The sequence below is a fragment of the Undibacterium umbellatum genome, assembly GCF_014284125.1.
In the GTDB taxonomy this organism is placed as follows: Bacteria; Pseudomonadota; Gammaproteobacteria; order Burkholderiales; family Burkholderiaceae_D; genus Undibacterium; species Undibacterium umbellatum.
On sequence record NZ_JACOFX010000015.1, the window covers coordinates 140,185 to 166,948 of the forward strand.

The following is a 26,764-nucleotide window of genomic DNA, read 5'->3' on the forward strand; positions in this document are numbered from 1 at the left end:
ACCATGAAGTTGTCGCTATGGCCCTATGCCATGACGGGCCGGAAAAAGCTTCTTTCATAACTGACTATGCACTTGTGTTCCTCTGCATATTTGAATGCTGCCTGGCATTCAGGGTCGTCCATCATCTGTATGCGGTATTGTTCATACGCTGCCAGGGTGGGGAAGCTGAACAGTGCCAGTGCCACATTATTTGCGCCTTCAGAAGGCAGGAAATAACCGTGGTGCTGGCCGCCAAACTTGTTCACCAGTGGTATCCAGAGTTTGCCGTAATGTTCAAACTCTGGCAGTTTGGCGGGGTCAATGATGTAACGGATATAGCAGGTAATCATGATATAGGCTGTCAGGAGAAAAAACCTATCTTACCTGTTCTGGCTAAACCTGTATCAAGCCCCCGTCGGCACACAATTCCACGCCATTGACGTAGCTGGCGGCTTTCGATGCCAGAAATAACACGGCAGCCGCAATTTCTTCCGGCCTGCCCATACGCCCCGCCGGTGCCGCGCCAGCCAGATAGGCTGAAAAATGAGCGATATCTTCTTCTTTCATGCCCAGGCCATTTTCCATAATAGGTGTGCGAGTCACGCCGGGGCTGATGGTGTTGACACGTATCAGGCTGTCCTTGAGATCATTTGCCCAACTGCGCGCAAACGAGCGCACCGCCGCTTTCGACGCATTGTAGAGGCTCAGGTTGGGCATGCCCTTGCTGGCTGCGATAGAAGCATTCAGGACGATGGCAGAAGCTGGTTTCATCAATGGCAGCAGGCTTTGTACCGTGAAGAACAGGCCTTTGACGTTGGTATCGAAGGTAGTGGCAAATTCCACGTCTGTGGTGCTGCCAAACTGATTGTGGATGGCGATGCCAGCATTGGCGAACAGGACATCAAGTTTGTCGCCGTTGGCTGCAACTTTGGCATGCAGGGTTTGCAGGTCGCTGATGCTGGCGACATCGGCCTCAACAGGGATTGCCCTGTCGCCGAGGATTTCTCTGGCTTTTGTCAGTCTGGCTTGTGAGCGGCCTGTGATGTAGACGCGTTTGGCACCGGCATTGATGAAGGCCTGGGCGCTGGCCAGGCCTATGCCTGAGGAGCCACCAGTGATGAGGATGACTTGTTCACTAAAATCATTGGATGTTGCTGACATTTCAGTTTCCTTGATAAGGGGTTGGAAATGGCAGTATCGTGGATAGGGATTGGTGAAACAATCCATGTTTTGTTCATGATATTGGTGAGTAAATTTCAGTAATTGATGCTTTTTTCTTTATGTGAATGTTATGCAAACATTTCACTGGGCTGGCGCCCTGTGGCTTTCATGGATATCGTGAAGGCATTAACTTCTGAATCGCAGCGTTTGGGATGACTTGATTTGCAAGTGTCGGTATCCGTATTCTAAGATTGCTGGCCGGTGGTAGTCCGGCAGCTACCCACCTCTTTGCTTCGCCAAAAAGGTGCGCCAAAAAGGCGACCCAGGCGTCACCGCCTCCTAAAGGGGGTTCCCGTTTGTGCAGTACAAAAAATGGGCAGATCCGAAACTCGCTGCGGCCTTGCCCTTAGGAACTTGCGCTTGCAAGCGCATGTCGTTACGCAGGCGTGCAGCATGCGGCACGAAACCCCTGCTACGCCTCAAACAGCGGCTCTTCTTAATCCATTTCTGCACTGCACAAACGGCGGTTACACATGGGAACTGCTAAAGTCAAAAACAACTGCAACGTCATCACCACCATCTATCAAATTTCTTCGATCCTGGATGGTCAGAAATTGAGCTTACCCCTTGGCCGGACGATATTGCTTTGCCCATCCAGCAAACGCGCCCACGCTACGTGTCTGTATCCACAGCTTGCCTTCACCCTTGAAGCGGCAGACGAAGCCTTCGCCGGAGAAGAACAGGGATTTGTAGCCGCCGACTTTGCTGATGCTGTATTCCAGACCTTCGGTGAAGGCGACGATGTTGCCGGTGTCGACGACGTAGCCGTCCTTAACGTCGATTTCTATGATGGCACCATAGCTGTTGAGCCACAGGTCACCTTCGCCAGAGGCGCGGATCAGGAACAGGCTTTCGCCGGAGAAGAAGCCCTTGGTCAGGCCCTGCCATTTGGTTTCGATATTGATGCCAGGTGTACTGGCAAGAAATGCACCGCTCTGCAGGTACAGCGTTTCGCCGCGTATGTAGCGGTGGATCAGGTCGCCGGGAGTAGCGGGGGCGATGCCGATTTCACCTGGGCCGTTTTCCGCAGTGAATTCATTGAGGAACAGGTTTTCACCAGCCAGCATGCGTGAGATGCCGCCTTTCATCTTGGTCTTCATGACCAGATTGGTGTCCATGGTGGCCATGGCGCTAGCCTCCACTTTCAACATTTGTCCGCGTGGCAAATCGACTGTGACAAAGCCAAAATCAGGGCTACCGTCTATCCTGAATTTCAAACCTGCGAAATCTGTCGCTGCGACTGGCTGAGGTGCCATGCTTGTGCTCGTCGTGGTGACATCGGGTTCTTGTTTGAGTATGGCAGGCGGTGCTGTGTCAGGAGCTGGCTTGCTGACGGCAGCATCGCCCTCATTTTGCAAGACTACCTTCAAGCCATTTTTTTCTATGGTCTGGCGGTATTTCTCGGCAGTTTCGCTATCCAGGCCACGCTTGATGACGCGTGGCGCGGTTTCCAGCAATTGCCTGGCTTGTTCAGTTGGCAGCTTGAACAGTTTTTCTATAGCCGCGCATGCTTGTTCAAAGCTGACGCCTTCGGCCAGCTCACCGGTGAGGACGATATCTATCATAGTGTTATTCATGGCTGTCCTTAGCGTTTGCCAGCTTTGAGATTGGGGCCGAGCAGGCTGCCAAAGCTGCTTTCATTATGCGACTGGCACCATACTGTGCCACGGCCAGAAAATTTACAGACCATGCCTTCACCGCCGAGTATGGATTGCAGCCAGCTCTTGCCTGCCTTGGTGATGGAGAATTGCAGGGTTTCGCTGAAAGCGACTATATGGCCGGTATCGACGATGTAATCACCATCCACTTCTACTGGATAAATGGCACCAAATGAAGACAGCACGGCAGTGCCCTTGCCCTTTAATTTAAGCCAGAAAATGCTTTCGCCAGACAGTATGGATTTGAAACCCTGCCAGCCCAGATCAACTTCTATGCCTTCGTCGCAGGCCAGGAAAGAGCCGCCCTGAACGATCAGGTTATCGTTATCCAGCGGCATTACCAGCATGTCGCCTGCCAGGTCTGTACCCAGCCAGACTTCTCCCGGCGTATTTTGTGGTTCAAAATGATTCAGGAACAGTGATTCTCCACCGAGCAAACGCTTGGCTGCTTTCAACAGGGAGCCGCGCTGCTTTTTATGGGTGGTCGTGGTGATTTGCATATTGCTGCTCATGGCCAGCATGGCACCTGATTCAGCGGTGCAGACTTCACCAGGACGCAGGCTGACTTTGGCTGCGGTATTGCCTGGCTGATTGACTAATTCTACATGCATGATGCGTCCTTACAGTTTTGGATTGAGCCAGCCAGCCAGGCTGGAAATGCTGCGCGTCTGGATGATGATCTTGCCCTGACCACTGACGCGCGTTACCAGGCCTTCGCCGCCAAAGAAGCTGGAAAAAATGCCACCAGCCAGTTGCAGGTTGAGGCGCAGCGATGGGTCGTAGGCCACCAAATGGCTGGTATCGACGATGTATTCACCGTTCACTTCTTTTTCCAGCAGCGCACCATAAGCACCAAACCAGACCTTGCCATTACCGCTGACCTTGATACGGAATAAGCCTTCACGGGCAATCCAGGAAGCAAAGCCGGCAAAGCTCAGGCCTATATTGACGCCTTCTTCGCAGGCCAGGAAGGCACCGGGCACCAGGAAATACTCTTCATCTTTGAGTTCCCGGCACAGGATTTCACCTGGTGTGGGTTGCACAATCGTGAGGCGGCGTGGTGCAGAGGTGGCATTCTTGAAGCGGCTGATGAACAGAGACTCATCCCCCAGATACTTACGCAGCAAGCCCTTGATCACGCCGCCATTGAAATGCGCAGTCAAATCCAGGCTGGCATCCATGCTGGACATGGCATCAGGTTCCGTCATGATGCTTTCACCAGGCTCGAGTTCTACTTCGACATAGGAGAAGGCATGGCCTCCTTTGATATTGGTTTTCACTACTAACTCCTCTTGGTTTTGAATTCCAAACAGTTACCCAGGCTGCCTAGCAGCTAATTGCCGGGGCAATTCTGCGGACTTCTTATTTGCGCTTCAGGATTGCGTTGCTGGTGCTGGTGCTGGTGACGGTGTTGTCGGCGCAGGTTTTTTTATTTCGTTGGTCGTAGACTTGGCAACAAATTTTTTGACTGCTTCCTGCAAATCCTTGAATGCAGCGTCCTGATTAATGTAGGGTCCCTGGGATTTGACTATCAGTGTGCGCAAATGGGCCATGCGTTTATCGCTGGCAGGATGGGTACTGAGCAAACCCATGGCTTGTTTGTAGGCTTCGCGCGCCTGTTTATTATCGATTTTTTCCAGCGCGGCTTTTTCTTCAGCAATCATGCGCTCAAAGAAGACCGGCAAACCTGCAGGATTGATGCGGGCCCGGATTAATAGCAATACCCCTTTTTCATCGGCATCGGTTTCGAAACGACGCGAATATTGTTGACTCAGCAGCATAGGAGCCGCATTGCCAAATACCGCCAGCAAACCGCTGACATCGCCAAACACTGCGCTGGCAACCAGGTAAATCCCGGCATTGCCTATAATGCTGCGCGTGCCATGACGTTCTTCGACATGACTGATTTCATGGGCTAACACACCCAGCAATTCTTCGGCACTACCCGCTTTTAGTATCAGGCCAGAATGAATCGCGACATAACCGCCGGGCAGGGCATAGGCATTGGTGGTGCTATCGTTGACGATGTTGATGGAATAGCGATACGGTGAATCCGGCAAGGCTTGCAGCAGAGGTGCGGTTAGCGGCTTCAAGACCGCGTCAGCTTCGGCCTTGGGCATGCGCTTGTTTTTCAGGTCATCCTGGGCCGCGACACTGGCACCGAGTTTTTCTTCCCATTCCACTGGCACTTGCTTGGCTACATAAGCAGACAAACCATCCATTTGCCATATTAAACCTGCAGGCAATGCCAGCAGCAGCAGGCTAAAGCCAACAAGCAGACCCCAGCCGAGCATACGTTTGCGGCTCAGTGCTGCAATCTGGCGCGAGCACTCCGGATGGGCCAGTAATGCAGGGTTTTTCAGGATGCTAAGATCACTGGTGTAGAGCACCAGGTCAGGTTTATGGACATGCTTGATGAAGACCAGAGTATTGTTGGAGCCACCCATGGTCAGCTCCATGTGGGCAAATGACAGCGTTCCCAGCAAGGATGCCACATGATAACTGAGGCCAGATTGCGACAAACTCAGTTCACCGACATCACGGCCACCTGGCAGGGATGCATGAAAAGCGTGGCAAGCATATTTACTGGAAGCTAAGTCCATGAAGGTCCTGGGGGTGATATTAAAAATTGGCCGCAGTTTGTCAGAGTGTGAGAAATTGCAAACAGGGCGACAGAATTATAAATCAGTGACCCATACTTTTTGATTAAGTTTTTTGCAGAACATACCTTGGTATCGGCATGGTGAGGAAATGGCAGACAATACTTGCATTCAAGGAAACCTTATAATGTCAGCAAATAATGAGCGAATAGCAGTATGTCACCAGACTTGAATGATTTATTGGCTTTTGCCCGTGTTGCCGAATGCCGCAGCTTTCGCCAGGCCGCTCAGGAATTGCAAATCACGGCTTCTGCCCTTAGTCACACGCTGACCAGGATGGAAAAAAAACTGGGCATGCGTTTATTGCAACGCACGACCCGCAGTGTCAGCCTGACCCCGGCAGGCGAACGTTTACTGCAGAGTTTGCAACCAGCGCTGCAAGAAATCCAGGGCGCACTGGAAAGTCTGAATGAACTCAGGGATAAACCGGTAGGACGCCTGCGCCTGAACGTGCCGCGTCCGGCTGCACAGCTCACGCTGGCACCGTTGATGGCGGCCTGGCATGCCGCTTATCCTGAAGTGGAACTGGAAGTCGTCAGCAGCGATGCCCTCATTGATATCGTTGAGCAGGGCTTCGATGCCGGCCTGCGTTTTGGTGAAAGCCTGCAGCAAGACATGGTGGCGATCCCGGTGGGGCCGGAAGTCCGTTTCGTCGTCTGCGCTTCACCTGCCTATTTGGCAGAGCATGGCATTCCTGCAACGCCGCATGATTTGTTGCAACATCAATGCATACAATTTCGTTTTCCCAGCGGACAAAGGTATCGTTGGGAATTCCAGCGTGGGCAAGAAAAAATGGAAGTCGCCACCACCGGTGCGTTGGTGTTTGATGATTTTTATGTGGCCACCCGTGCTGCCAGCGATGGTGCCGGGATATGCTATACCTACCGTGGCTATGCCGATGAACTGGTGCAGCAGGGGCAATTGCAGTATGTGCTGGAAGACTGGTGGCCAGCGGCCGAGCGCACTTATCTGTACTATCCCAGCCGCCGCCATCAATCCGCGGCTTTGCGGGCTTTTATCGAATTCATGAAATGAGCTGATGCATTTACTTTGGGGTTGTCGCTACGTCCCAGGAAAAACTGCCACTTTTTGATTTGACAGTTTCGTACAGGGTACTGACCTGATTATCTACATTATTGTCCTTAAGGTCGACTTTGTTGCTGGTTTTTAGTTTCCACTTTTTTGATGTGACTTTATTGCTCGCTGTAGTAACGCTGAATTCCATCTTGTAGGCAAGTCCCAGATCGGCAAGAGCCTTACGAAATGCGTCTATGGTTGCCAGGTCTTCAGATTCATATGAAATATTTAGTAGTACATCGACCTTGGCGTTTTTGGCATACAGACGGACGGCGTCAGAAGGTAAATCTGCGGCGCTGGCAATTGGCAGTGAGTTCATCGAGCAAATAAAAGCAGATGCCAATAACAGGTATTTTTTCATGGTGTAGAGGATTCTTGAGTCTGGTTTATTCGGGACTACGCATTAGATAAAGTACTAAATACATAATGAATAATATCAAAAATATAATTTATAAGTAAGCAAAATTTGTATTTTTTGTCAAGTGTCGCTGGCAGGAAAATCCCCTGAGATTGGCGTAGAAGAGTAAACTATAGGGATAACCATCTTGTCGCATCCTGCGATACGAGAGAACGAGCGAGCATCGCCATGTCAGAAAACACACCTCCGATTACCTTTGAAGACCTGCAACTGAGTGCGCCTATTCTGCGCGCCTTGCAGGATGTAGGCTATGAAACACCGTCGCCGATACAGGCAGCAACCATCCCGATTTTGCTGTCTAACCGTGACGTCCTGGGTCAGGCCCAGACAGGTACTGGCAAAACCGCTGCTTTTGCCCTGCCTGTTCTGTCGCGCATCGATATTCGCCAGACTACGCCACAGGCGCTGGTGCTGGCACCAACACGCGAACTGGCAATACAGGTCGCTGAAGCCTTCCAGACCTATGCGCGCCATATCCCCGGTTTCCACGTCTTGCCTATCTACGGTGGCCAGAGCTATGGCCCGCAACTGTCGGCACTGCGCCGCGGTGTGCATGTAGTAGTGGGCACTCCTGGCCGCGTCATTGATCATCTGGACAAGGGCACGCTGGATTTGTCCGCCCTGAAAACCCTGGTGCTGGATGAAGCCGATGAAATGCTGCGCATGGGCTTTATCGATGACGTAGAGCGCATCTTGCAAGAAACGCCAGAAGGCCGCCAGACCGCCTTGTTCTCGGCCACCATGCCTCCTGCCATCAAACGCATTGCCCAGACTTACCTGAACAAACCGGCAGAAGTAACAGTCGCTGCCAAGACTGGCACTGCCGACAATATACGCCAGCGCTACTGGCTGGTCAGCGGCATGCACAAGCTGGATGCACTGACACGCATACTGGAAGCCGAGACTTTCGACGGCATGATTATTTTTGCCCGTACCAAACTGGGTACAGAAGAACTGGCAGCCAGGTTGGGTGCAAGAGGCTTCTCGGTAGCCGCCATCAATGGCGACATCAACCAGCAACAGCGTGAACGCACCATCCAGCAACTGAAAGACGGCAAGATCGACATTCTGGTTGCCACTGACGTTGCTGCCCGTGGTCTGGACGTAGAACGTATCAGCCATGTCATCAACTATGACGTACCGTATGATCCTGAGAGCTATACCCACCGCATAGGCCGTACTGGCCGTGCCGGTCGCAGTGGTGAAGCTATCCTGTTCATTACGCCGCGTGAAAAGAACTTGTTGAAAGCGATAGAAAGAGCGACGCGCCAGCCAGTATCTCCTTTGGAATTGCCGACTATCCAGACGGTCAATGATGTCCGTATCGCCCGCTTCAAGGATCAGATTACAGCGACCCTGGCGCTAGGTGGCCTGGAACAATTCACATCCCTGATCGAAGATTTTGAACGCGAACAAAATATCCCGGCAGTGGAAATCGCTGCTGCGCTGGCCAAAATGGCGCGTGGCGATGAACCTTTGTTGCTCGATAAAAACCGCAAGGAAACCAAGACTGACGATAGCTGGCGCGATGAGCGCCCGGCCCGTGCAGAACGTGGTGACAGGAATGACCGCGGTGATCGTGGCGACAGGGGTGACAGGTTTGAACGTGCACCGCGTGAAGACCGTGGCGCACGCCGTGAACACAGCCCGCGCACACCAGAGCCAGGCATGCAGACCTTCCGCATTGCGGTTGGACATGATCATGGCGTCAAGCCAGGCAATATCGTAGGCGCAATTGCCAATGAAGCCAATATAGAATCCAAGTTCATCGGTCGTATCGATATCTATGATGACTACACCATCCTTGATCTGCCAGACAATTTGCCTGGCGACATGATGGAACATCTGAGTTCAGTACGTGTTGCTGGTCAGGCCCTGCGCATCAGTCCAGAAAAAGGCCAGGGCAGCAGTGCTTCAGCATCCCGCCCGGCACCACGTGCGCGTGAAGAAGCGCCTCGTGAACGCGCCCCACGTGCCCCTAGTGTTGCCGAAGCAGCACCAGGCAGCAAACTGAACCAGGTAGTAGACCGCGCCGCCCGTGCACCCCTCGATGAAGAACGTCCGGCCAAGCCCAAGAAAGACAAGGCTGACGGCAAAGGCAAGGTCAGCATCCCCATGCTGACTTACCGTATCGAAGTTGGCAAGGCTGATGCTGTTACGCCTAGCAATATCGTCGGTGCAATTGCCAATGAAGCCGGTCTGGAAGCCAAGCACATAGGCCGTATCGATATTTTCGACGACTACAGCACACTGGACCTGCCAGATGGCATGCCCAAGGAATTGTTGAAGCAGTTGAAAGGCGTCTGGGTCGCAGGCAAACAAATCCAGATCAGCCCGGTCGGTGAAGACCACGTGCGCAAGCCCCTGCCAGTCAACCAGCCGTCACCTTTCGGCCCTAAGAAAGCTGGTGGTGATCGCCGCGTGACAGAAAAAGCCAAGGGCTATGGAGCTGGCAAACCAGCAGCAGCCAAGCCACATCGCAAGGGCCCTAAATAAGGCCTGAGTGAGTTCTCATTGAGTTAACTCGCAAGCCAAACCCCGCTTTCATGCGGGGTTTTTTATTGAGGTGTCAGTGAGGGATGCCGTGTTTGTAAGTTTCGAAAGCGTCGTTAAGCACGCCCCCTCAGCATATCTGCATTGCGCCATCTACCTTCGGGATGGTAAATATGGCCGGATTCAATTCAAAGAGCCTGCACGGCAACACTCACCATAAGCCTATCAATAGATTCAGCATTTATAAAAACCACGCAAACAAACAACCACCTGGCTCGTTCATTATTCAGAATAGCTACATGCTTTTTTGCAAGATCTTAGCAAGGATCTTTTTAAACGGTCCAGTTCAGTTTCTTCTTCTTTAGCCAATTCAGAAATTTTACCAGGATCTGTTTCTTCTTTTCTCTTTGCCTGAATTTTTCTGAGCTTGGCGATGAACTCTTCGTTGAAATTTTCAGAATCATCAAAGTCTGGTTTAATGCAACGGCTATAGCATACTTGTGGAGTGGTCGCAGTTTGTGCCAGTGCATGTAAATTGCTCAAACAAGCAATGATTGTGGCGGCTTTTATCCAGGTTTTAATTTTCATATCTATCGTTTGAGTTTGGTCAATTTACTTTGCATAAACCTGCTGACTTAAATTTGCGTAATATTTTTCGTCAAAACCGACAATGAGCTTTTGTTTGGAGACAAGTACCGGGACATGAACTTCACCAAGTTGTTTATAAGCAGTGCTCGCGATTGATGACCGATCAATAATTTGATCATTAAAGGGTATTCCTGCACGCTTCAGGTATAGCCTTGCATTTTCACAGTGAGGGCAACTTGTCGTGCCGTATAGTGTCAGCTTATGAGGTAAATTAGCAAGGTGCTCGCTGAAGTCACCATTTTTATAGGGCCCACGCATATTTTTCATTAATGCGGGCACTTGACTACCAATGGCCAATGCCAGTGCGGCTGTAGCAGTGATAAGGAAAATATTGATTCCCCATTTCTTGATTTGCTGTTTCATTTATCTCCTGGTCTCCTATAGTTTAATTTCCATGCGCAAGCCCAGCTTGCGGTAATTCCCGGTGTAAGTCACCCTTTGCAAACTGCCAACTGCTTGCGTGTATTCATCGATGCGCAGGCTCTCAGCCGGGAATAAATTATCCAGGTTCAAACTCAAACGCAGTTTATTATTGATTGTCCACAAAGCTTGAGTATTCACAGTCAATTGATGTGATTGGTAACGACGCAGTGCAAAATTGCTGCGTAACCAATCTGCTGGCAAGTAATTAGCGTCAACTTGAAGTTTCAAAGGTAAATCAGCCATCGTGTAGCTGCCATTTAATTTGAGGTGCCAGGGGGACTGGTCTTGAATACGATTATCAGGGCCGGGTATGTCGCTGACTACGGATCTGGCATAGCCTGTACTGCCATTGAGTTCCAGCTTGGGTGCCTGTGGCCACAAATCACGCATATTCAAGCGGAATGTCAGGTTAAGCCCCTGGATGTTTGCTTGCCCCAGATTTGCTGGCCGCCAGACATAGCGCGGCTGTTCCGACCACAAGGTATTTTCCAGATTGATTTGAGTGCCCAGCTTGTTTTGCAGGGCGCGCATGTAATACTCAGTACTGATTTCGCTATTGCTACCTATACTTTGGGTATAGGACAGATTCAAACCCCAGGCGCTTTCCATGCGCAAATGAGAATTTCCTGCACTGTCTGGGGTATCTGGCGTGTTGGCCTGACATGTCTTGCTACAAGGCGCCAGTGGATTGATTTGTGGACGCAGCAAGAGCTGGCTTTGACTGGGTGCTTGAAATGTTCTGGCAACAGATGCACGTAATTGACGTTTACTATCGCCATCGATTTTTTTCAATAAATGAAACGAGGGTGCCCAGATTTGATAATGGCGTTGTTGCTGTGCCAGTTTTTCATCAAGTTGATAATCTTGTTGTTCTGTCGTCAGGCCTATATTCAAAGCCCACGATTTATTGATACGCCAGTCATCCTGGATAAAGAGGCGGTAGATGTTTTTCTTGATCTGATACCCGGAACCGACTATAGCTAGTCTGGAATCAAGCACATTGTTGATGGTGTTATCGAATTGTGACTGATTATCATGTCGAGATAAATGTACACCCGCTTCAATCTCATGATCGGCTTGCCATTCTGTCTTGTAGTTGGCAATTAAAAAGTAATTCGTATTTTTAACCTGAGTTTGTTGGCGATAAAAGTCATAGCTTGCCGTGCCCTCTTCCCTGATTGATTGAGTGTTGGTATTGGCTATTTGCAGATGATTGACATTAAACTTGACTTCAAGCTGGCTATCATCCTGCGTTGTATAATTCCAGCGTAGAGGCAATGCGTAATTAGATAATCTATCCTGTGCATTTTCTTGGTTCAGGAAAAGCAAATTGGCACTGTTTAATCTTTGTTCTGTACTATGTGTCCGGATAGTAAACTCACCGATATCGGGTGAAAAACTGAAGTTATGACCAGGGCTTGGTTTCCAGATTACTTCTGAAGTAGCACTTGTAAAGTCAGAGCGGGTATCTGCTTGCTTATTCCCATTAAGTACAGAATTCAACAGTGGTGTCGTCGTAGCCTGATAGATACGATAGTGATCTGCCGTAATTTTTGCATCAGTGCTGGCAGTCAAAGAGGCATTAAAGCGAAAAGGGCTATTTGCGGATACCTGATTCGTCGACCAGGACAGATTCGCGCCATAATGACCAGCTTTCACAGAGCTACCCAGACTAAGCTGTGAAGACTGTGTTGAGACGACTTTGCGGCTTATTATATTGATGGTTCCTGCAATGCCAAAGGGACCGGTAGCAGCTGTTGCCGATTTGATGATCTCAATTTTTTCAACCTGGATTAAATCAAGATCCAGGGGATCTTTGCCACTTGGCGCAACGCCATCAATCAGGATTTGTGTATAGCCAGGCAGCCCCATCAAACCTATGCGACCATCCTTTGCAATAGTGATGGCAGGTTCACGTCGTAAAATTTCATTGACATTTTTCAGGCCGCTTTCAGTGAGCGTTTTTCTTCCGATAATTAGCTTACCAGCGACGAAATCACGATTTTGCTGCAAGTCCCCTTTTTGCCCATTGATGATTACCTGCGACTCAGCGGAATTATTTTGCAAGCTCTCTTGTGCGTAAGCAAGCCTGGCAAGCAATAGCAGGCTGCAAAGAAGGATCAGATTAAACGGCATGTATATGTTGCGAATGATGCAATTCTAATCGTTGGGCATCATACAACAATTTACCAATAATGCAACATCCTAATTGCATTGTTGGTAAAACCCTTCATCGAAACTTCAGACTCTATCTTCTCTCTTCGGCACAAAGCATGGATAGGCTGGGCGCCTTTTGACTGAGCAGTACAACACTCTTGAATGTCAGATATGCTCAATATTCCAAATTCTCCACCGTCACTGGCAAAGCATCTGCTGATTCCATGCCCAGGACGCGTGCCAGGGTTTGCGAGATGACAGCTACATCATTATCAAAAGTGCCGTGGGCAACCCGTATCAATTCTTTGCCGTTACTGATGTGAGTGTCGTTGATGATGTGCAGATTGGCTTTTTGATCCGCCGTCAGTCCTGCGCCATTCTCTGCAAAATCGCTGGGCAGGTCCTTGCCCCAATAGAAATTATTCCAGCTCTTCAGCGTGGCGATGGTGGCTTCGTTCCATTGGCCATCTCTGGTTTTCTTGCCAATGAAATAGGCTGCATCCAGGCTGGCAGCCATGCCCAGCAACGGTGTTTTGTGACGAGTTTCAAAGGCGCGTGCGACCAGGTATAGCAAGGACTTGCGGTAGATGCCAGCGACATTGTCATCCCGTTCACGCGCATCCGACAACAGATGGATATGGAAATTTTCGCGCGCCAGGATATCGTTTTCCATGGCCGGGCGATACGTGTTTTCTGCAAATTCCAGGCTGCAAGCCGGTGCATACAGGCTGCAAGTGCTGACAGTCAGCTTGCGCGTTGTCAGCAGGTTCAGCAAATGGCCATGCACGATAGAGCCAGCCGAATGTCCAATCAGATGGATTTCCAGTTTGCCCTTGCCCAATGCCTTGTTCAAGTCCTTGAGCCGGTCGGCAATCGCCAGCAAGCCGCGTGGTGGGTTGTCATCTTCGATAGCCAGTGCAGCATTTTGCTTCATCTGCATCCATTGCGCTTTGCCACCCAGACTGGCAGCCATGCTTTCTACCGTGCGGTCCATGACATCGACAGTGGCATTTTTGAGTTGCTGCAACCAGCCACGAGACAAAACAAATGCTGGCAAATGGTCTTTCAGCTTGTCTGTCAGGATATCGCCCAAAGTTTCACTGAGCCCGGTCTTCCAGGTGATGAAAACAGGGTAAATGCCATTCGCCAGAAAGTAGGGGGCCATGGCTGCAATGCGCTTCAGTGAATCGTCTTCACTGTTCAAGCCACCATGGGCATACAGGGCCAGTTTTAATACCTTGGTGTTGCCTTGCTGTTTGAACCATTCTTGCGGTGCCTGCAGCAAGACTTTGTCCACTGTTGCCGCAGCATTGGCAACTTCCAGCAATCTTTGTATCAGGCCACCATCATTTCCCATGACCACAGTCAGGCTATACGCCTGGTCCATGCTTAATGCTGGCTGTCCGGCCTTGCTGGATGCGCTGGCACTATTTGGTATCAGGGCTGAACCACTGGCTTTGAAGGCGGCAGAGGGTGGGATATCGGCTTGCGGTGCCAATAATTTTTCAGCGCGGGTGCGATTCACGGCATCTACCTGGCGCACGGGTACGCCCAGGGACACAGTCCAGGCATCGCTGCCATTCACCAGCCAGTCGTCATAAGTGAGGATGGCAAAACCATGCAAGCCCCAATCCCTGCCCCAGGAATTCTGCACGACAAAACCCTGATCGGTATAGCCCAGCAAGGCAAAGGCATGGCCACCGGCCTTGATTTCACTGAAGTTGACGATGGGCAGTTGATCCAGCTTGCTAAAGCTGGCAGTTTTGGCTGGACTTACTTCACCCCAGCCCCGGTGAACTTTGCAAGAGACATAGATGGCACCTATCTCAACGATGGCAGCCTGCATGTCGGTGATGGATTCTTTGTCTATGCGGTAATACACACCGAGGGCGCGACTAAGTGCATCTTTCTCCCAGCCTGGTTTGGGTGCTTCGAAATCGGGCACTTTGTCATTCTTGTCTACCGTGTAAGGCCAGAGTTCGCGGCTGCAAACACCATGCTTGTGCCAGCCCTTGAGCGCGCCACGGCAACTGGAACCGACATAATCTTCTCCTGCCCACTCATCATACAATTGCGCCAGGTGATAAATCATGCGAGGGCTGCTTTCCTTGCTGCTGGAGTCGCGTAGCCAAAACAGATAATTGATGACGGCAGCCAGCCCAAAGCCGGTACAGGCACCATCCTTGCCCTGATTCAAGACCATATTTGACTTGATGTAATTGGCCAGCTGTTTTTTGACGAAATCCGGTTCGGGATAGGCAATCGGCAAATTCCGCACCCTGGGGGTGTACATGCGGTCACGTATATCCAGTCTATCAGGGCGGGCATCCAGTGCCAGTTCACTGCCGTTGAAGGGGATGGTCTGGGTTGGCATGAGAGCCTCCTGAGCTGGGCAAGGTAGGGGAAATTGCTTGCTTGTACTATTGATAATAATAGTGTCTCAAGAATTGCAATTATTGGCAATAATTTAATTATTTTGTGGTGCCAAATAGACGTTGCGGGTAAAGAAAAAGGCCATCAAGCCTGGCTTGATGGCCTTGTTACTCTGCAGGACCAGGACTTATTTTTTGGCTGCGTCAGCAGAAGCTGAAGCGGATGCAGATGCTGCTGGTACAACAGTTGGTGTCACAGTCAGCGGTGCTGTTGCTGCCGGAGCAGAAGCTGCGGCTGGTGCTTCCTTGATTTCTATCTTGGCTTTTGCCTTCATGTCATCCAGCATTTTCTTCAGATTTTTTTGTTGCAATTGCTGAGTCAGGCCTGCTTTGACTTCTTCCAGTGGCGGGACGGCGACAGGACGGGAATCGTCAAGAACGATGACGTGGTAACCGTATTGCGATTTGACTGGCTCTTCTGTGAATTTACCTTTTTCCAGTTTGGCAACTGCTGCGCCAAATTCTGGCACCATGCCGCGTGGATTGAACCAGCCGAGGTCGCCGCCGCTGACTTTGGAACCTGGGTCCAGGGATTTGGATTTTGCCAGACCTTCAAAAGCTTTGATGTCTTTTTTGATCTTGACGATGATGTCTTTGGCTTCGTCTTCTGTTTTAACCAGGATATGGCGTGCCTTGAATTCATTGCCGCCATTCTTGGTCTTGAAGTCTTCGTATTCTGCTTTCAGGCCTTCATCAGTGACAGCTGCTGTCTTGATGTAATCCTTGACAAAGGCATTGGCCAGGATGGATTGACGTGTCATTTCCAGTTGGTCGGCAACGTCAGGGGTTTTTTCCAAACCTTTTTTGACGGCTTCTTTGGCAACCAGGAGTTGCATGGCCAGGTTGTCGATGATCATTTTGCGTGTTTCAGGCGTATCAGGCATGCCTTGGCCGGCTTGCTGTTGCATGATCTGGTCGAGTTGCTTCTTGCTGATCGCTGTGCCATCAACAGTGGCAGCAACTTCGTTGCTGCTGGCAGATGCCGAGGCTGAGGCTGAAGCAGAAGCTGATGCAGCTTTATCTGCATTTTTATCATTACAGGCGCTGAGTACCAACAAGGCAAGCGCGCTACCCAGGACTACACGGGATTTAATTGACATACACATTCCTTCAATATTGAGCTGACTTTGCAGCAGATATCATGCCTGTCGGCATACGACGATTTAAAAAATGACGCTGAATTCTACTCGCGATTTTACTTGTCATGCTAGTTATTCACTTTTACTTACTAAAATTCAGTAAAAATGTCTGTGTGTGCCCCTGTGAGACTGAAGCCCCGAAAATATTAGAGTCTGGCGAGGTAAGCCTGCAACTGATTCAGGGTGGCACCAAAACCCTGATCCATGCTGCCAAAGGTCGCGTGGAATATGCGTCTTTCTTCATCAGTGGCATTGTCGAGCAGGCTCCAGCGTATCGTCAGCAGGGTGCCGTCAGCATGTTCATCAAAACTGACCGTCGATAAAATCTCCAGCGGCCAGGTCGGGCTCATGGGGTGATGGGACAGATTGCCTTCTTCGTCAGAAAAACTATGGTGATAAACCAGTTTTTCAGGACGAATTATTTCCTTGTAAACAAATTTAGCCCACATCATGCTGTCATCCGGGCCGCGCATGCCAAAGTGATAGCTGCCACCGACGCGCAAATCCATGCTGGACTGTACTACGCTAAAGCCTGTCGGCCCCCACCATTTCGCCAGGTGATCTGCTTCACTAAAGGCAGTAAATATCAGTTCACGCGGCGCTTTCAGGACGCGGGTAATGACAAAATCTGGTTTGTTTTCATTCATGTTTGTTCTCCGGTGACGGTAATTGCTGCAGGTCTTGCAGATAAATTTCAAGCCTGTCGAGGCTCTGCTCCCAGTGCTGGCGGTATTGATCAACCCAGCCTGATGCTTCTTTGAGTGGTGCAGCCTGTAACTGGCAAGGGCGCCACTGGGCACTGCGGCTGCGCGTGATAAGGCCAGCGCGCTCCAGCACTTTCAAATGCTTGGTAATGGCGGACATGCTCATCTCAAATGGTTGCGCCAGTTCACTGACTGAAGATTCGCCCGTGGACAGTCGGGCCAGGATGGCGCGGCGGGTGGGGTCGGCCAGTGCCGAAAATGTCATGCTGAGGGCATCTTGTTGCATAGGATGGCGGTATTTCTTTATTTAACTAATTGGTAAAATATGATAATTTTATTGCCTTGTCAAACTGGATGTCAGCAAATTTTTTTCAGGTATTCCTGTTAAATATAAGGAATATTTCCTAAATGCACGGAAATCAAGGAACAATTCCCGGTTTGCCTGCTCAAACCCCAGACAGCAAGTCCGGTATAAGAATGATAATTAAGACCCCTACCGGCATTTCAGAAAAATATTCCAACAGGAGACATTAATGCGCATGCTTCAGGTTTTATGTAGTACCGCCCTCATCGCCAGCAGTTTTTCCGGTCAGTTTGCATTTGCTGCGACCGTCAATGAAGAAAAAATTGATCTCGACCTGATCACCAAATTGCGTGATGAGGCCATGAACCGCTCCAAGGCGCAAGAAATAATGGGCGTACTGACCGATGAAATCGGCCCCCGGCTGACAGGTTCGCCCGCCTTGCGCAAGGCGGGAGACTGGACCCGCAGTAAAATGAGTGAATGGGGCCTGCAAAACATCCACAGCGAGAGTTTTGCTCCGTTTGGCCGTGGCTGGACACTGGAAAAAACCACACTGCGCATGGTCGTCCCTTCACAAGTCGATCTGTATGCCATCCCCAAAGCCTGGACGCCTGGCACAGATGGATTGCAACGCGGTAAGCTGGTCATCGCAAAAATAGCGGCTGAGGAAGATCTCGCCAAATGGAAGGGCAAATTGGCTGGTGCCATTGTGATGCTGGATGATCCCCTGCCCATCAAACCACGTGTGAAGGCAGATGCCCACCGCTATTCCCATGATGAGTTGGGTGAGCTCAGCAAGATTGATTTTGACCCTGCTCCTTCACGCCGTGGCGATATGCAGACCTATGTCAAGCGATTCATGTTTGCTAAAAAACTGCGCGCATTCCTGATGGAAGAAAAAGTCCTGGCGACACTGAATGTGACTCGTGGCGAAGACGGCACCATCTTTGTACAGGACGGTGGCTCGTACAAGAAAGGGGAGTTGACCGGACCACCTAACCTGGTTGTTGCCACGGAAACTTATAACCGTCTGTATCGCCTGGTGGAAAAGAAGAAAACCGTGGAACTGGAGATCGACGTCAAGGCAACTTTCAATGATGAAGACCCGGAAGCCGCCATCAATGTACTGGCAGAAATTACGGGCACAGATAAAAAAGATGAAATCGTCATGCTGGGTGCGCATCTGGATTCCTGGCATGGCGGTACGGGTGCTACAGATAACGCTGCCGGTGTCGCCATGGCCATGGAAGCCATGCGTCTGTTAAAAGCCAGCGGCTTCAAGCCGCGCCGCACCATACGCATCGCCCTGTGGGGCGGTGAAGAGCAGGGTTTGTTGGGTTCACGTGCCTATGTCAATAAATGGGTCGCTTCACGACCAGAACCCACTGATCCCAAGGAACTGGAATTGCCCAGCTTTGCCCGCAAGCCTACCGGGCCTCTGAGCATCAAACCCATGCACGGCAAGATTTCTGCCTACTTCAACCTGGACAATGGCGGCGGAAAAATTCGTGGTATTTACGCAGAAAATAATGCCGCCCTGAAACCGATCTTCGATGCCTGGCTGGCTCCTTTCCATGATGTGGGGGCAACTACAACAACCTTGCGTAGCACTGGCAGCACCGACCATGTCAGTTTCGACCGCGTCGGCGTGCCCGGTTTTCAATTCATCCAGGATGATATGGATTACTTCAGCCGCACCCATCATTCCAGTGTGGATGTGTATGACAAGGTACAAAAGAGTGACCTGACCCAGGCTTCCATGGTATTGGCCAGCTTCGTCGCGCATGCGGCTAACCGCAATGACATGTTGCCGCGCAAGCCCATGCCTAAGGACCCACCGCAGGACGAGAAAAAAGACGAAGCCAAGGTAGCCGAAGAAACTGCAAAGTAAATCCGGCTTTCTGAGATAGTTTTTCGGTAATCCGTCTGCATTCTCAAAGGAAAGGGCCGTTTGTGCATACATAGGAATACAATGCACAAAGGTCCTTTTTGACAGAGATAGCAAATGAGCGAAGTGAGCATGACGGGCATGGAAAGCGTGCCGGATAGTTTGGCAGAGATGTTGCCTGTTGGCATGATTGCTGGTGGAGGCATGGCAGCCGCAGCCATGGCTATAGTGGCAAATCGCAAATTTCTGTCAAGTCAACCAGTTGAGCAGCAATACAGTGATTGGCAAGCCTTTCATTACGAGCGTATTTCAGTGACAGAATTTGAAATCACAGGGGGCATTGCCGATGCCAGCTCCAGTGGGCGAAAATTTCATGGCAACCATGATACGGTCGTCATCAGTGAGGCTGAAATCCTGGCTGAAATGCACCTGCTATTGCCACAAACCATACCCGACCCCGCAAGGCCAGCGAGTCAGAGCACAGCGCAAACCGCAACTGCCAGCAGCGCGACTTCTGCCGATGCCACCGTGCTCAAAGTGTTATTCACGCTGCCGGACGATGAGTTGGGGCGGCAAAGAATATTGCGCGCCTTTCATTTACAAGCTGATTTTTTCGGGGCAAAAGTGCAGGCTTGTTCTCTGCATGATGCCAGCTTGTTGAAGCTCGACTAGTCCTAGCCAAATTAATCGCCCCCTATGCTGCGCACCCTGTTGAAGTGGATGGTCTTATCCAGCTTTTGCCTCTTGCTGCTGGCCTTGTGGAAAGGCAAGGTTTTGCCGCCTGTGGCAGAGGTGGATAGTGTGCTGCTCAATGAACCACGGCAAACACAAATCACGCAAACAGCGTTTACAGCCAGCAAAGGTGGTGTTACTTATAAAGTGCAGCCGCTCTACGACTACGACCTTGTTGGCCTGGTTGTCAGCAAGCATGATGCCAAAACCTGGTGGGATCACCTGCACCGTGACTGGAATGACCATCTGAATATCATGGATATCTGCGTGGTCTGGGGTAAAAATATTAGCAATGGGGTGTACAACGATCTCAGTTTTTCCAGTGGTCAGTTTACTTGCAATATCCGCGCCAATTCAGCCGAGGCGTTTGCTGCCTTTGATCAGACGGCCCTCTCGAATAATCATTTGCTGACCGACCAGCCCGCACTGGTAAAACTCATACAAAAAGTCGAGATTGGCGACCAGATACGTCTTCGTGGCCGCCTCTCGGAATATGCACATGACCATGGTTTTCCCTTTAAGCGCGGCACCAGCATAGTCCGCACGGATACAGGCAATGGCGCTTGCGAAACCATCTTTGTCGACAGCTTTGAGATCATCAAAAGCGGCAGCCAGCCCTGGCGCAAGCTGATGTGGCTGGCGGCCACTATGCTGATTGCCAGTATCGTGGGATGGTTTATACAGCCAGTGCGGTTTAATGATTGAGCCAAGTTGATGCTGCACTGCACACTGCTTTTCATGTGCAAAAGCTGTCATGTCCTGAACTGGGACATTTGAGAAAAAGCAAAAAAACAGCATTTAAGGTCCTTGATGCAATGTTGCATTTTGCCAGCATTTTTGTGTAAGTAAGCAACACTTGACGTGAACTGGTCTTAAACCGTGCTCATACTCCTGTCTAAGTAGTATTTTTCCGTACGCTCGTAAGGGAAATCCCGTTTGTTTCCATCTGCATAATGGAGGATACTTGCACAATATGGTGCAAAGACAGACTTGCATCTTTATCTCTCGTTATCTTCCAATAGAAGGAGAACGTATGACCTCTTCCCACTTCGCTGAGCTGATCGCTTATGCGCAAGCGCACACTGGCCCGGCGTCTGAACGCCAGGGCTCTTTCATCACTGCCTATTTTGAAAACACTGACCCGGATGAAATCATCAGCCGTGGTCCGGCTACCCTGTTTGCCCAGGCCAATGCCCACTGGCGTTTGCTGGATGCACCGCGTACTGCTCAGACACCAAAAATCAGGGTATTCAACCCCACCCTGGCAGAAGATGGCTTTGTCAGCGACCATACTGTCGTGCAAATCGTCAATGACAATATGCCTTTCTTGGTGGATTCAGTGACCATGGCAATCAATCGCAGTGGCCGTACTGCGCACTGGATAGTGCACCCGCTGATGAGCGTGGCGCGTGATGCGAATGGCAGCGTGTCTGCAGTGAGCACGGTGGCAGCGGCGAAGGCGGCTGGACGTGATGATCCGGTAGAATCCCTGATTCTGGTGGAGTGCGACCGCATCGTTGATCAGGCTGCACAGCAAGCCCTGGTGGAAGATCTGAAAAGTGTCTTGTCCGATGTCCGTGGTGCCGTGGTTGACTGGCAACCCATGCTGGCCCGTGTGCGCGAAGTGCGCACCGCTTGTGAAAAATATACCCAGGCACCGGAAAAACGCGATGAAGCGATCGCTTTCCTGGCCTGGCTGGAAGACCGCCATTTCACCTTCCTTGGTGTACGGGACTACGATTTGAAGCGCGAGGGTGGCAGTGTCAGCCTGGTGGCAATCGCTGAATCTGGCCTGGGTATCTTACGTGGCTCTGTCAAAACAGCAGAAACCCGTTTGCCGCCAGAAGTCGTGGCCTTGATGGACTCCACAGAAATGGTCATGGTCACCAAGGCCATGACCCGAGCAACCGTACACAGGCCAGCCTGGCTTGATTATATCGCCGTCAAGCGTTTCGATGATGCAGGCAATGTGATAGGTGAGTCACGTTTCCTGGGTCTGTACACCTCCACGGCGTATTCTGAACCAGTAGGCAATATCCCGCTGGTGCGCCAGCGTGTGACGAATGTCATGAATACTTCTGGCGTCGTACCTGAGAGCCATGCTGCCAAATCCTTGCAAGCTATCCTTGATGATTATCCGCGTGACGAGTTGTTCCAGATCGATGCTGCTACCCTGGCTGATCATGCGATAGGCATCTTGCGGCTGCAAGAACGCCAGCGCACCCGTTTGTTCCTGCGCCGAGATCCCTTTGGCCGTTTTACTTCGGCCCAGGTATTTGTGCCGCGTGATCGGTACAACACGGAGTTGCGCGTCAAGATAGGCAGTGAATTAATGATAGCCTTGAATGGGCTATCCATAGAATTCACGCCCATGCTGACCGACAGCCCATTGGCGCGGATTCATTACCTGGTCAGGGCCAAGGAGCTTGCACCGCAAAATGTCAACCTGTCCATGCTCGAAGCACGTATCGCCAAACTTGCCCAGCGCTGGGAAGATGATTGCACGGCAGAGTTGTTGCGCTCGCATGGTGAAGGTAATGGCCTCAGCCTGGCAAACCGTTTTGCCCATGCCTTCCCGACAGCTTACCGGGAAGATTTTTCTGCCCTGGTCGGTGCAGAAGATGCAGACATGCTGGCCAGCCTGAATCAGAATGCACCCATGGTGGTCAAGCTGTATCGGCCACTCGATGCCGGGCCTGGCATGTTGCGCTTCAAGATATACAACACAAGCAAGGTGGCGCTGTCTGATTCGCTGCCAGTGCTGGAACATATGGGCGCCAGGGTGCTGGATGAGCATCCCTATCACATAGGTAGCGGCAGCGGGACTTTATGGATACATGATCTGGGCCTGCAATTACCAGTCAATACGGATTTGTCTGCTGTCAAACTTCGTTTTGAAAACCTGTTTTCGCAAGCATGGAGTGGTGAGGTTGAAAGCGATGACCTGAATCGCCTGGTACTCAATACCACGCTGGATGCACGCTCTATCGCTGTCTTGCGCGCCTGTTCACGTTATTTCAAGCAACTGGGTTTTGCCTACAGCCAGAACTATATCGAAGCGGCACTCAACAAGAATGCGCCAATTACACAATTGATTGCCGAATTGTTCGGTGCTCGCTTCAAGCCCGATTATGTCGGTGACCGTGAACAGGCGCAAAAACATATACGCGAGCAATTGGAAACCCAGATGGGCAATGTCGCCAGCCTGGATGAAGACCGTATCTTGCGGCAGTTTATCGCCACTATAGTCGCCACCCTGCGCACCAATCTGTGGCAAACCACAGACAGTGGGGCATTCAAGCCTTACATGAGCTTCAAGCTCAATCCGCGCGAAGTGCCGGGCGTGCCCGAACCCAAGCCGCTGTTTGAAATCTGGGTGTATTCCCCACGTGTTGAAGGTGTGCATCTGCGCGGCGGCAAAGTGGCGCGTGGTGGTTTGCGCTGGTCCGACAGGCGTGAAGACTTCCGTACAGAAATCCTGGGCCTGGTGAAAGCCCAGCAAGTCAAGAACACGGTCATCGTGCCTGTTGGTTCCAAAGGCGGCTTTGTCCTCAAGAATGCGCCTCCTGCCACTGACCGTGAAGCTTATCAGGCCGAAGGTGTGGCGTGCTACAAAATCTTCCTGTCAGGCTTGCTGGACTTGACCGACAACATCGTCAAAGGTGCAGTAGTACCGCCCAAACTGGTCATCCGCCATGATGTGGATGATCCTTACCTGGTGGTTGCCGCCGACAAGGGTACGGCAACTTTCTCTGATATCGCCAATGGCGTATCGGCAGATTATGGCTTCTGGCTTGGTGATGCATTTGCATCTGGCGGCTCAGTCGGCTATGACCACAAGAAAATGGGTATCACAGCCCGTGGTGCCTGGGAATCGGTCAAGCGCCATTTCCGCTCAATGGGTGTGAATACGCAAGATACGGCATTCACCGTGGCAGGTATTGGTGATATGTCAGGCGACGTATTTGGCAATGGCATGCTGCTTTCAGAGCACATCAAACTGGTGGCGGCATTTGATCACCGTCATATCTTCATCGATCCTGCACCAGATGTGGCAACTTCATTTGCCGAGCGCCAGCGCCTGTTCAACCTGCCGCGCTCCAGCTGGGATGATTACGACAAGAGCCTGATTTCTGCTGGTGGCGGCGTTTTCCCACGCACAGCAAAATCCATCAGCCTGAGTCCGGAAGCCCGTGCCGTACTGGGTATAGAAACTGCCGAACTGGCACCGGTAGAATTGCTTCGTGCTATTTTGCAGGCACCTGTCGATCTGCTCTACAACGGCGGCATAGGCACCTATGTCAAAGCCAAGTATGAGACCCATGCCCAGGTCGGCGACAAGGCAGGTGATGCCTTCCGCGTCAATGGCAATGACTTGCGCTGCAAGGTCCTGGCAGAAGGCGGTAACCTCGGTTGCACACAAAATGGCCGTATAGAATTCGCACAAAAAGGTGGCCGTATCTACACTGATGCGATTGACAATTCTGCCGGTGTTGATTGCTCTGATCACGAAGTCAATATCAAGATTTTGTTGGGTAGCATCGTTGAAGCAGGTGACCTGACACTCAAGCAGCGTAATGACTTGCTGGCTTCGATGACCGACGAAGTTGGCCATTTGGTGCTGACCGATAACTATTATCAAAGCCAGGCGCTGGATATTGCTGCCCACAGGCCGTTGTATGTACTCGATGGCCAGCAAAGGCTGATGCAATCCCTGGAAAAACAGGGACGCTTGAACCGCGCCATTGAGTACCTGCCCAGCGATGATGAAATCTTCCATCGTAAGGCCTTGAAGCAGGGGCTGACTGCGCCAGAAGGTGCAGTAGTGCTGGCCTATGCCAAGATGTCGGTGTTTGATGAACTGGTGGCCAGCAATTTGCCGGATGATCCTTTCTTCAGCCGCGCTTTGAAGGCTTACTTCCCGCAAGTGCTGTCCGAGCGCTTTACAGAAGCGATCGCTCATCACCCGTTGAAGCGCGAAATCATCGCCACCTTCATCACCAATACCGTGGTGAACCGTGCCGGTGCTACCTTCGTCAACTTCATTGCATCAGAAGCAGGGGCGACAGCGGCGGACGTGATCCGTGCCTTCACCCTGGCTCGCGAGATTTTTGACCTGGAAGTGCTTTGGGATCAGATCGATGCGCTTGACTATAAGGTTGATTCAAAATTGCAACTTGATCTGTTGTCCAAGTTGATCGCGATTGCCCAAAGAGCTTCACGCTGGATGCTGCGCATACGTGCGCAAAGCACCGATCTGCCAACCCTGATACAGCGTTATCAACCAGCAGCACGTGAATTACGCTGGCAACTTGATGACTGGCTGCCAGTCAATGCCCATGCCAACTGGCAAAAAGAGGCCGAGGCACTGACGCAAGCCGGTGTAGAAGCCACGCTGGCGCAAAACCTGACGGCGCTGGAATACATCTTCCCGGCGCTTGATCTGGTTGACCTGGCGCAAAGCACCAGCAGTGGGTTGGAGCAAGTAGCGCGTGCCTACTTTGGTATTGATGATGAACTCGGCCTCACAGGCTGGCGCAATCAGATCAACCGTCTGCCTACCGATACCCTGTGGCAGACCCAGGCGCGTGGCAGTGCCCGAGATGACGTGTATTCCATCGCCAGCCAGATCACCCGTGGCATATTGTCACGCCAGGAAGAGATTGCCAACTGGCGTGCCCAGCATGCACCTGCCATAGACAGACTGACTGCCTTGCTGACCACCATCAGCGCACAGGGACCGGACCTGGCACCCGTGTCAGTGGCGTTGCGGGAATTGCGTCACCTGGCTTAATTATTAGCATTTAGTTTTTTCGAAGGACAATATAGGGCAATCACTTTGACGTGTTTGCCCTATGTTTTTTTTAAAATTTTATTCTTGTGTTGCAAAAAAATGATCAAGAGAAACTTGCAAAAAATCCTTTGCTGTCTTTTATTGCTGCCCAATACCAAGCTTTTTGCTTCTACTTCAGAATCTGTGCTTTTGAAAGAGCATGTTGTTGTTGAATTTCGCGTAGATGAAGGACAAGATAGAAATTTTTACCCATTGGAAGTGTTGGTGCTTATGCAGGAAAAGGGTGACCTCAGCTTGGTAAAACGAAGTTTTTAGCATCCCAAGTTTGAAGTGTTCTCTAGTCGTGAAAACGAACTTTTGAAACAAGCTGTTTGGATTGCAAGTAGCAAACTGATGAGAGCAAAAAAATTTCGAAGAGTATCTAGGTGGAATGGTCAGGATATGTTGGTATATTGCCTGGCAAGCTGCGATTCTGGGACAGATTATGTATTTGCCAAAGATGGAAGCTTCAAGTCTACGTTTGAGTATGGAAATTCCAGCGAAGATTTGAAACCTGTCGTTTCATCCGGACATCTATACCAAGTTGGAAATTTTGTTTGGGCAAGGCCAAATATAAGTAATCCGAAATTTTTTCATAATGCCGTTTTCATATTAGGCCCTGACAACAGTTTGTGTGACTTCGTGTCTTGTTCCGCACCGTTTAAGTGATGGCAGAGATGCGTTGTACATGTGCAATATTTTTCAATTGATTCAATTTCGCGGCAGTCTAAAAAAACAGAATTACGATGAACTACATTAGAGTATTAACAGAAGCTGGCTTAGATTTTGAAACGCAGATCAAAGGTATAGCGGAGCCTGATCTAAATGAAATGTGCCAAGCACAAAATGTCACTCACTTACCAGAGACATATGAGGTGTACTGTCAATAGCGGACACTCATGTTCTAAGCTGCCTGTGACTGCCGATTAAAATTTTCAGCAAACAAGGCTGGCGATATATTGCCAAGACGCGAGTGACGTCGCTGGCGGTTATAAAAG

21 protein-coding genes are annotated in these 26,764 nt (G+C 50.7%); 7 read left to right on the forward strand and 14 right to left on the reverse strand.

All coding sequences use genetic code 11. The features are described from left to right. Positions 1-23: 23 nt before the first annotated feature. From H8L47_RS22335 to H8L47_RS22360, 6 genes are all read right to left on the reverse strand, one after another. Positions 24-329, reverse strand: a complete 306-nt coding sequence (locus tag H8L47_RS22335) for an NIPSNAP family protein (protein WP_186955810.1) — start codon at positions 327-329, stop codon at positions 24-26. Positions 330-372: 43 nt separating this feature from the next. Beyond that, positions 373-1,140, reverse strand: coding sequence for an SDR family oxidoreductase (locus H8L47_RS22340; RefSeq protein ID WP_186955811.1), 768 nt, complete (start codon positions 1,138-1,140; stop codon positions 373-375). Between the two features lie 620 nt (positions 1,141-1,760). Beyond that, positions 1,761-2,777, reverse strand: a complete 1,017-nt coding sequence (locus H8L47_RS22345) for a TIGR00266 family protein (protein WP_186955812.1) — start codon at positions 2,775-2,777, stop codon at positions 1,761-1,763. An 8-nt stretch (positions 2,778-2,785) separates the two neighbouring features. After that, positions 2,786-3,469: a TIGR00266 family protein gene (locus H8L47_RS22350; RefSeq protein WP_186955813.1), complete on the reverse strand. Its 684-nt coding sequence runs from the start codon at positions 3,467-3,469 to the stop codon at positions 2,786-2,788. A 9-nt stretch (positions 3,470-3,478) separates the two neighbouring features. Beyond that, positions 3,479-4,138, reverse strand: coding sequence for a TIGR00266 family protein (locus H8L47_RS22355; protein ID WP_186955814.1), 660 nt, complete (start codon positions 4,136-4,138; stop codon positions 3,479-3,481). A gap of 93 nt (positions 4,139-4,231) precedes the next feature. Continuing rightward, complete coding sequence (locus H8L47_RS22360) at positions 4,232-5,461, reverse strand: M48 family metallopeptidase (RefSeq protein ID WP_186955815.1); 1,230 nt, start codon at positions 5,459-5,461, stop codon at positions 4,232-4,234. Between the two features lie 213 nt (positions 5,462-5,674). On the opposite strand from H8L47_RS22360, the gene H8L47_RS22365 reads away from it, so the two are divergent. Further along, complete coding sequence (locus H8L47_RS22365) at positions 5,675-6,553, forward strand: LysR family transcriptional regulator (protein WP_186955816.1); 879 nt, start codon at positions 5,675-5,677, stop codon at positions 6,551-6,553. Positions 6,554-6,563: 10 nt separating this feature from the next. Here H8L47_RS22365 and H8L47_RS22370 read toward each other — a convergent pair whose 3' ends face one another. Then, positions 6,564-6,956 (reverse strand): hypothetical protein, encoded by a 393-nt coding sequence (locus H8L47_RS22370; RefSeq protein WP_186955817.1) that lies wholly within the window; start codon positions 6,954-6,956, stop codon positions 6,564-6,566. Between the two features lie 225 nt (positions 6,957-7,181). Here H8L47_RS22370 and H8L47_RS22375 point away from each other — a divergent pair, with 225 nt between their 5' ends. Further along, positions 7,182-9,509, forward strand: coding sequence for a DEAD/DEAH box helicase (locus H8L47_RS22375; protein WP_186955818.1), 2,328 nt, complete (start codon positions 7,182-7,184; stop codon positions 9,507-9,509). A gap of 279 nt (positions 9,510-9,788) precedes the next feature. Here the strand turns inward: H8L47_RS22375 and H8L47_RS22380 are convergent, their stop codons facing one another. The 7 genes from H8L47_RS22380 to H8L47_RS22410 all read right to left on the reverse strand — a co-directional run bounded on the left by H8L47_RS22380 (position 9,789) and on the right by H8L47_RS22410 (position 17,274). Further along, positions 9,789-10,094, reverse strand: a complete 306-nt coding sequence (locus tag H8L47_RS22380; protein WP_186955819.1) for a hypothetical protein — start codon at positions 10,092-10,094, stop codon at positions 9,789-9,791. 24 nt (positions 10,095-10,118) lie between these two features. Beyond that, positions 10,119-10,517, reverse strand: coding sequence for a glutaredoxin family protein (locus H8L47_RS22385; protein WP_186955820.1), 399 nt, complete (start codon positions 10,515-10,517; stop codon positions 10,119-10,121). A gap of 15 nt (positions 10,518-10,532) precedes the next feature. Continuing rightward, positions 10,533-12,644: a TonB-dependent receptor plug domain-containing protein gene (locus H8L47_RS22390; RefSeq protein WP_186955821.1), complete on the reverse strand. Its 2,112-nt coding sequence runs from the start codon at positions 12,642-12,644 to the stop codon at positions 10,533-10,535. A 265-nt stretch (positions 12,645-12,909) separates the two neighbouring features. Continuing rightward, on the reverse strand, positions 12,910-15,108 hold the full coding sequence (locus H8L47_RS22395) for a C1 family peptidase (protein WP_186955822.1): 2,199 nt from the start codon (positions 15,106-15,108) through the stop codon (positions 12,910-12,912). Positions 15,109-15,294: 186 nt separating this feature from the next. Then, positions 15,295-16,266, reverse strand: coding sequence for a peptidylprolyl isomerase (locus H8L47_RS22400; protein WP_186955823.1), 972 nt, complete (start codon positions 16,264-16,266; stop codon positions 15,295-15,297). Positions 16,267-16,451: 185 nt separating this feature from the next. Continuing rightward, positions 16,452-16,952, reverse strand: a complete 501-nt coding sequence (locus H8L47_RS22405) for an SRPBCC family protein (RefSeq protein ID WP_186955824.1) — start codon at positions 16,950-16,952, stop codon at positions 16,452-16,454. Next, a complete protein-coding gene (locus H8L47_RS22410) occupies positions 16,945-17,274 on the reverse strand; it encodes an ArsR/SmtB family transcription factor (protein ID WP_305260475.1) in 330 nt (109 codons plus the stop codon). The genes H8L47_RS22405 and H8L47_RS22410 overlap by 8 nt, the downstream gene beginning before the upstream one ends. Positions 17,275-17,542: 268 nt before the next feature. Here H8L47_RS22410 and H8L47_RS22415 point away from each other — a divergent pair, with 268 nt between their 5' ends. The 5 genes from H8L47_RS22415 to H8L47_RS22435 all read left to right on the forward strand — a co-directional run bounded on the left by H8L47_RS22415 (position 17,543) and on the right by H8L47_RS22435 (position 26,042). Next, entirely contained in the window at positions 17,543-19,204 is a 1,662-nt protein-coding gene (locus tag H8L47_RS22415) for a M20/M25/M40 family metallo-hydrolase (RefSeq protein WP_222616649.1), read from the forward strand. Between the two features lie 114 nt (positions 19,205-19,318). Beyond that, on the forward strand, positions 19,319-19,873 hold the full coding sequence (locus H8L47_RS22420) for a hypothetical protein (RefSeq protein WP_186955826.1): 555 nt from the start codon (positions 19,319-19,321) through the stop codon (positions 19,871-19,873). Between the two features lie 24 nt (positions 19,874-19,897). Further along, positions 19,898-20,638 carry a hypothetical protein gene (locus H8L47_RS22425; protein ID WP_186955827.1) on the forward strand — a complete coding sequence of 247 codons (741 nt, stop codon included), beginning with the start codon at positions 19,898-19,900 and terminating at the stop codon, positions 20,636-20,638. A 328-nt stretch (positions 20,639-20,966) separates the two neighbouring features. Further along, positions 20,967-25,727, forward strand: coding sequence for an NAD-glutamate dehydrogenase (locus H8L47_RS22430; protein WP_186955828.1), 4,761 nt, complete (start codon positions 20,967-20,969; stop codon positions 25,725-25,727). 114 nt (positions 25,728-25,841) lie between these two features. Then, complete coding sequence (locus tag H8L47_RS22435; protein WP_186955829.1) at positions 25,842-26,042, forward strand: hypothetical protein; 201 nt, start codon at positions 25,842-25,844, stop codon at positions 26,040-26,042. Positions 26,043-26,764: the final 722 nt, after the last annotated feature.

Excerpts from the sequence above, each read along its gene's own strand:
- H8L47_RS22335 (WP_186955810.1), bottom strand. The coding sequence starts at position 329 with ATGATTACCTGCTATATCCGTTACATCATTGACCCCGCCAAACTGCCA.
- H8L47_RS22340 (WP_186955811.1), bottom strand. The coding sequence starts at position 1,140 with ATGTCAGCAACATCCAATGATTTTAGTGAACAAGTCATCCTCATCACT.
- H8L47_RS22345 (WP_186955812.1), bottom strand. The coding sequence starts at position 2,777 with ATGAATAACACTATGATAGATATCGTCCTCACCGGTGAGCTGGCCGAA.
- H8L47_RS22350 (WP_186955813.1), bottom strand. The coding sequence starts at position 3,469 with ATGCATGTAGAATTAGTCAATCAGCCAGGCAATACCGCAGCCAAAGTC.
- H8L47_RS22360 (WP_186955815.1), bottom strand. The coding sequence starts at position 5,461 with ATGGACTTAGCTTCCAGTAAATATGCTTGCCACGCTTTTCATGCATCC.
- H8L47_RS22365 (WP_186955816.1), top strand. The coding sequence starts at position 5,675 with ATGTCACCAGACTTGAATGATTTATTGGCTTTTGCCCGTGTTGCCGAA.
- H8L47_RS22370 (WP_186955817.1), bottom strand. The coding sequence starts at position 6,956 with ATGAAAAAATACCTGTTATTGGCATCTGCTTTTATTTGCTCGATGAAC.
- H8L47_RS22375 (WP_186955818.1), top strand. The coding sequence starts at position 7,182 with ATGTCAGAAAACACACCTCCGATTACCTTTGAAGACCTGCAACTGAGT.
- H8L47_RS22380 (WP_186955819.1), bottom strand. The coding sequence starts at position 10,094 with ATGAAAATTAAAACCTGGATAAAAGCCGCCACAATCATTGCTTGTTTG.
- H8L47_RS22385 (WP_186955820.1), bottom strand. The coding sequence starts at position 10,517 with ATGAAACAGCAAATCAAGAAATGGGGAATCAATATTTTCCTTATCACT.
- H8L47_RS22395 (WP_186955822.1), bottom strand. The coding sequence starts at position 15,108 with ATGCCAACCCAGACCATCCCCTTCAACGGCAGTGAACTGGCACTGGAT.
- H8L47_RS22400 (WP_186955823.1), bottom strand. The coding sequence starts at position 16,266 with ATGTCAATTAAATCCCGTGTAGTCCTGGGTAGCGCGCTTGCCTTGTTG.
- H8L47_RS22405 (WP_186955824.1), bottom strand. The coding sequence starts at position 16,952 with ATGAATGAAAACAAACCAGATTTTGTCATTACCCGCGTCCTGAAAGCG.
- H8L47_RS22410 (WP_305260475.1), bottom strand. The coding sequence starts at position 17,274 with ATGACATTTTCGGCACTGGCCGACCCCACCCGCCGCGCCATCCTGGCC.
- H8L47_RS22415 (WP_222616649.1), top strand. The coding sequence starts at position 17,543 with ATGCGCATGCTTCAGGTTTTATGTAGTACCGCCCTCATCGCCAGCAGT.
- H8L47_RS22420 (WP_186955826.1), top strand. The coding sequence starts at position 19,319 with ATGAGCGAAGTGAGCATGACGGGCATGGAAAGCGTGCCGGATAGTTTG.
- H8L47_RS22425 (WP_186955827.1), top strand. The coding sequence starts at position 19,898 with ATGCTGCGCACCCTGTTGAAGTGGATGGTCTTATCCAGCTTTTGCCTC.
- H8L47_RS22430 (WP_186955828.1), top strand. The coding sequence starts at position 20,967 with ATGACCTCTTCCCACTTCGCTGAGCTGATCGCTTATGCGCAAGCGCAC.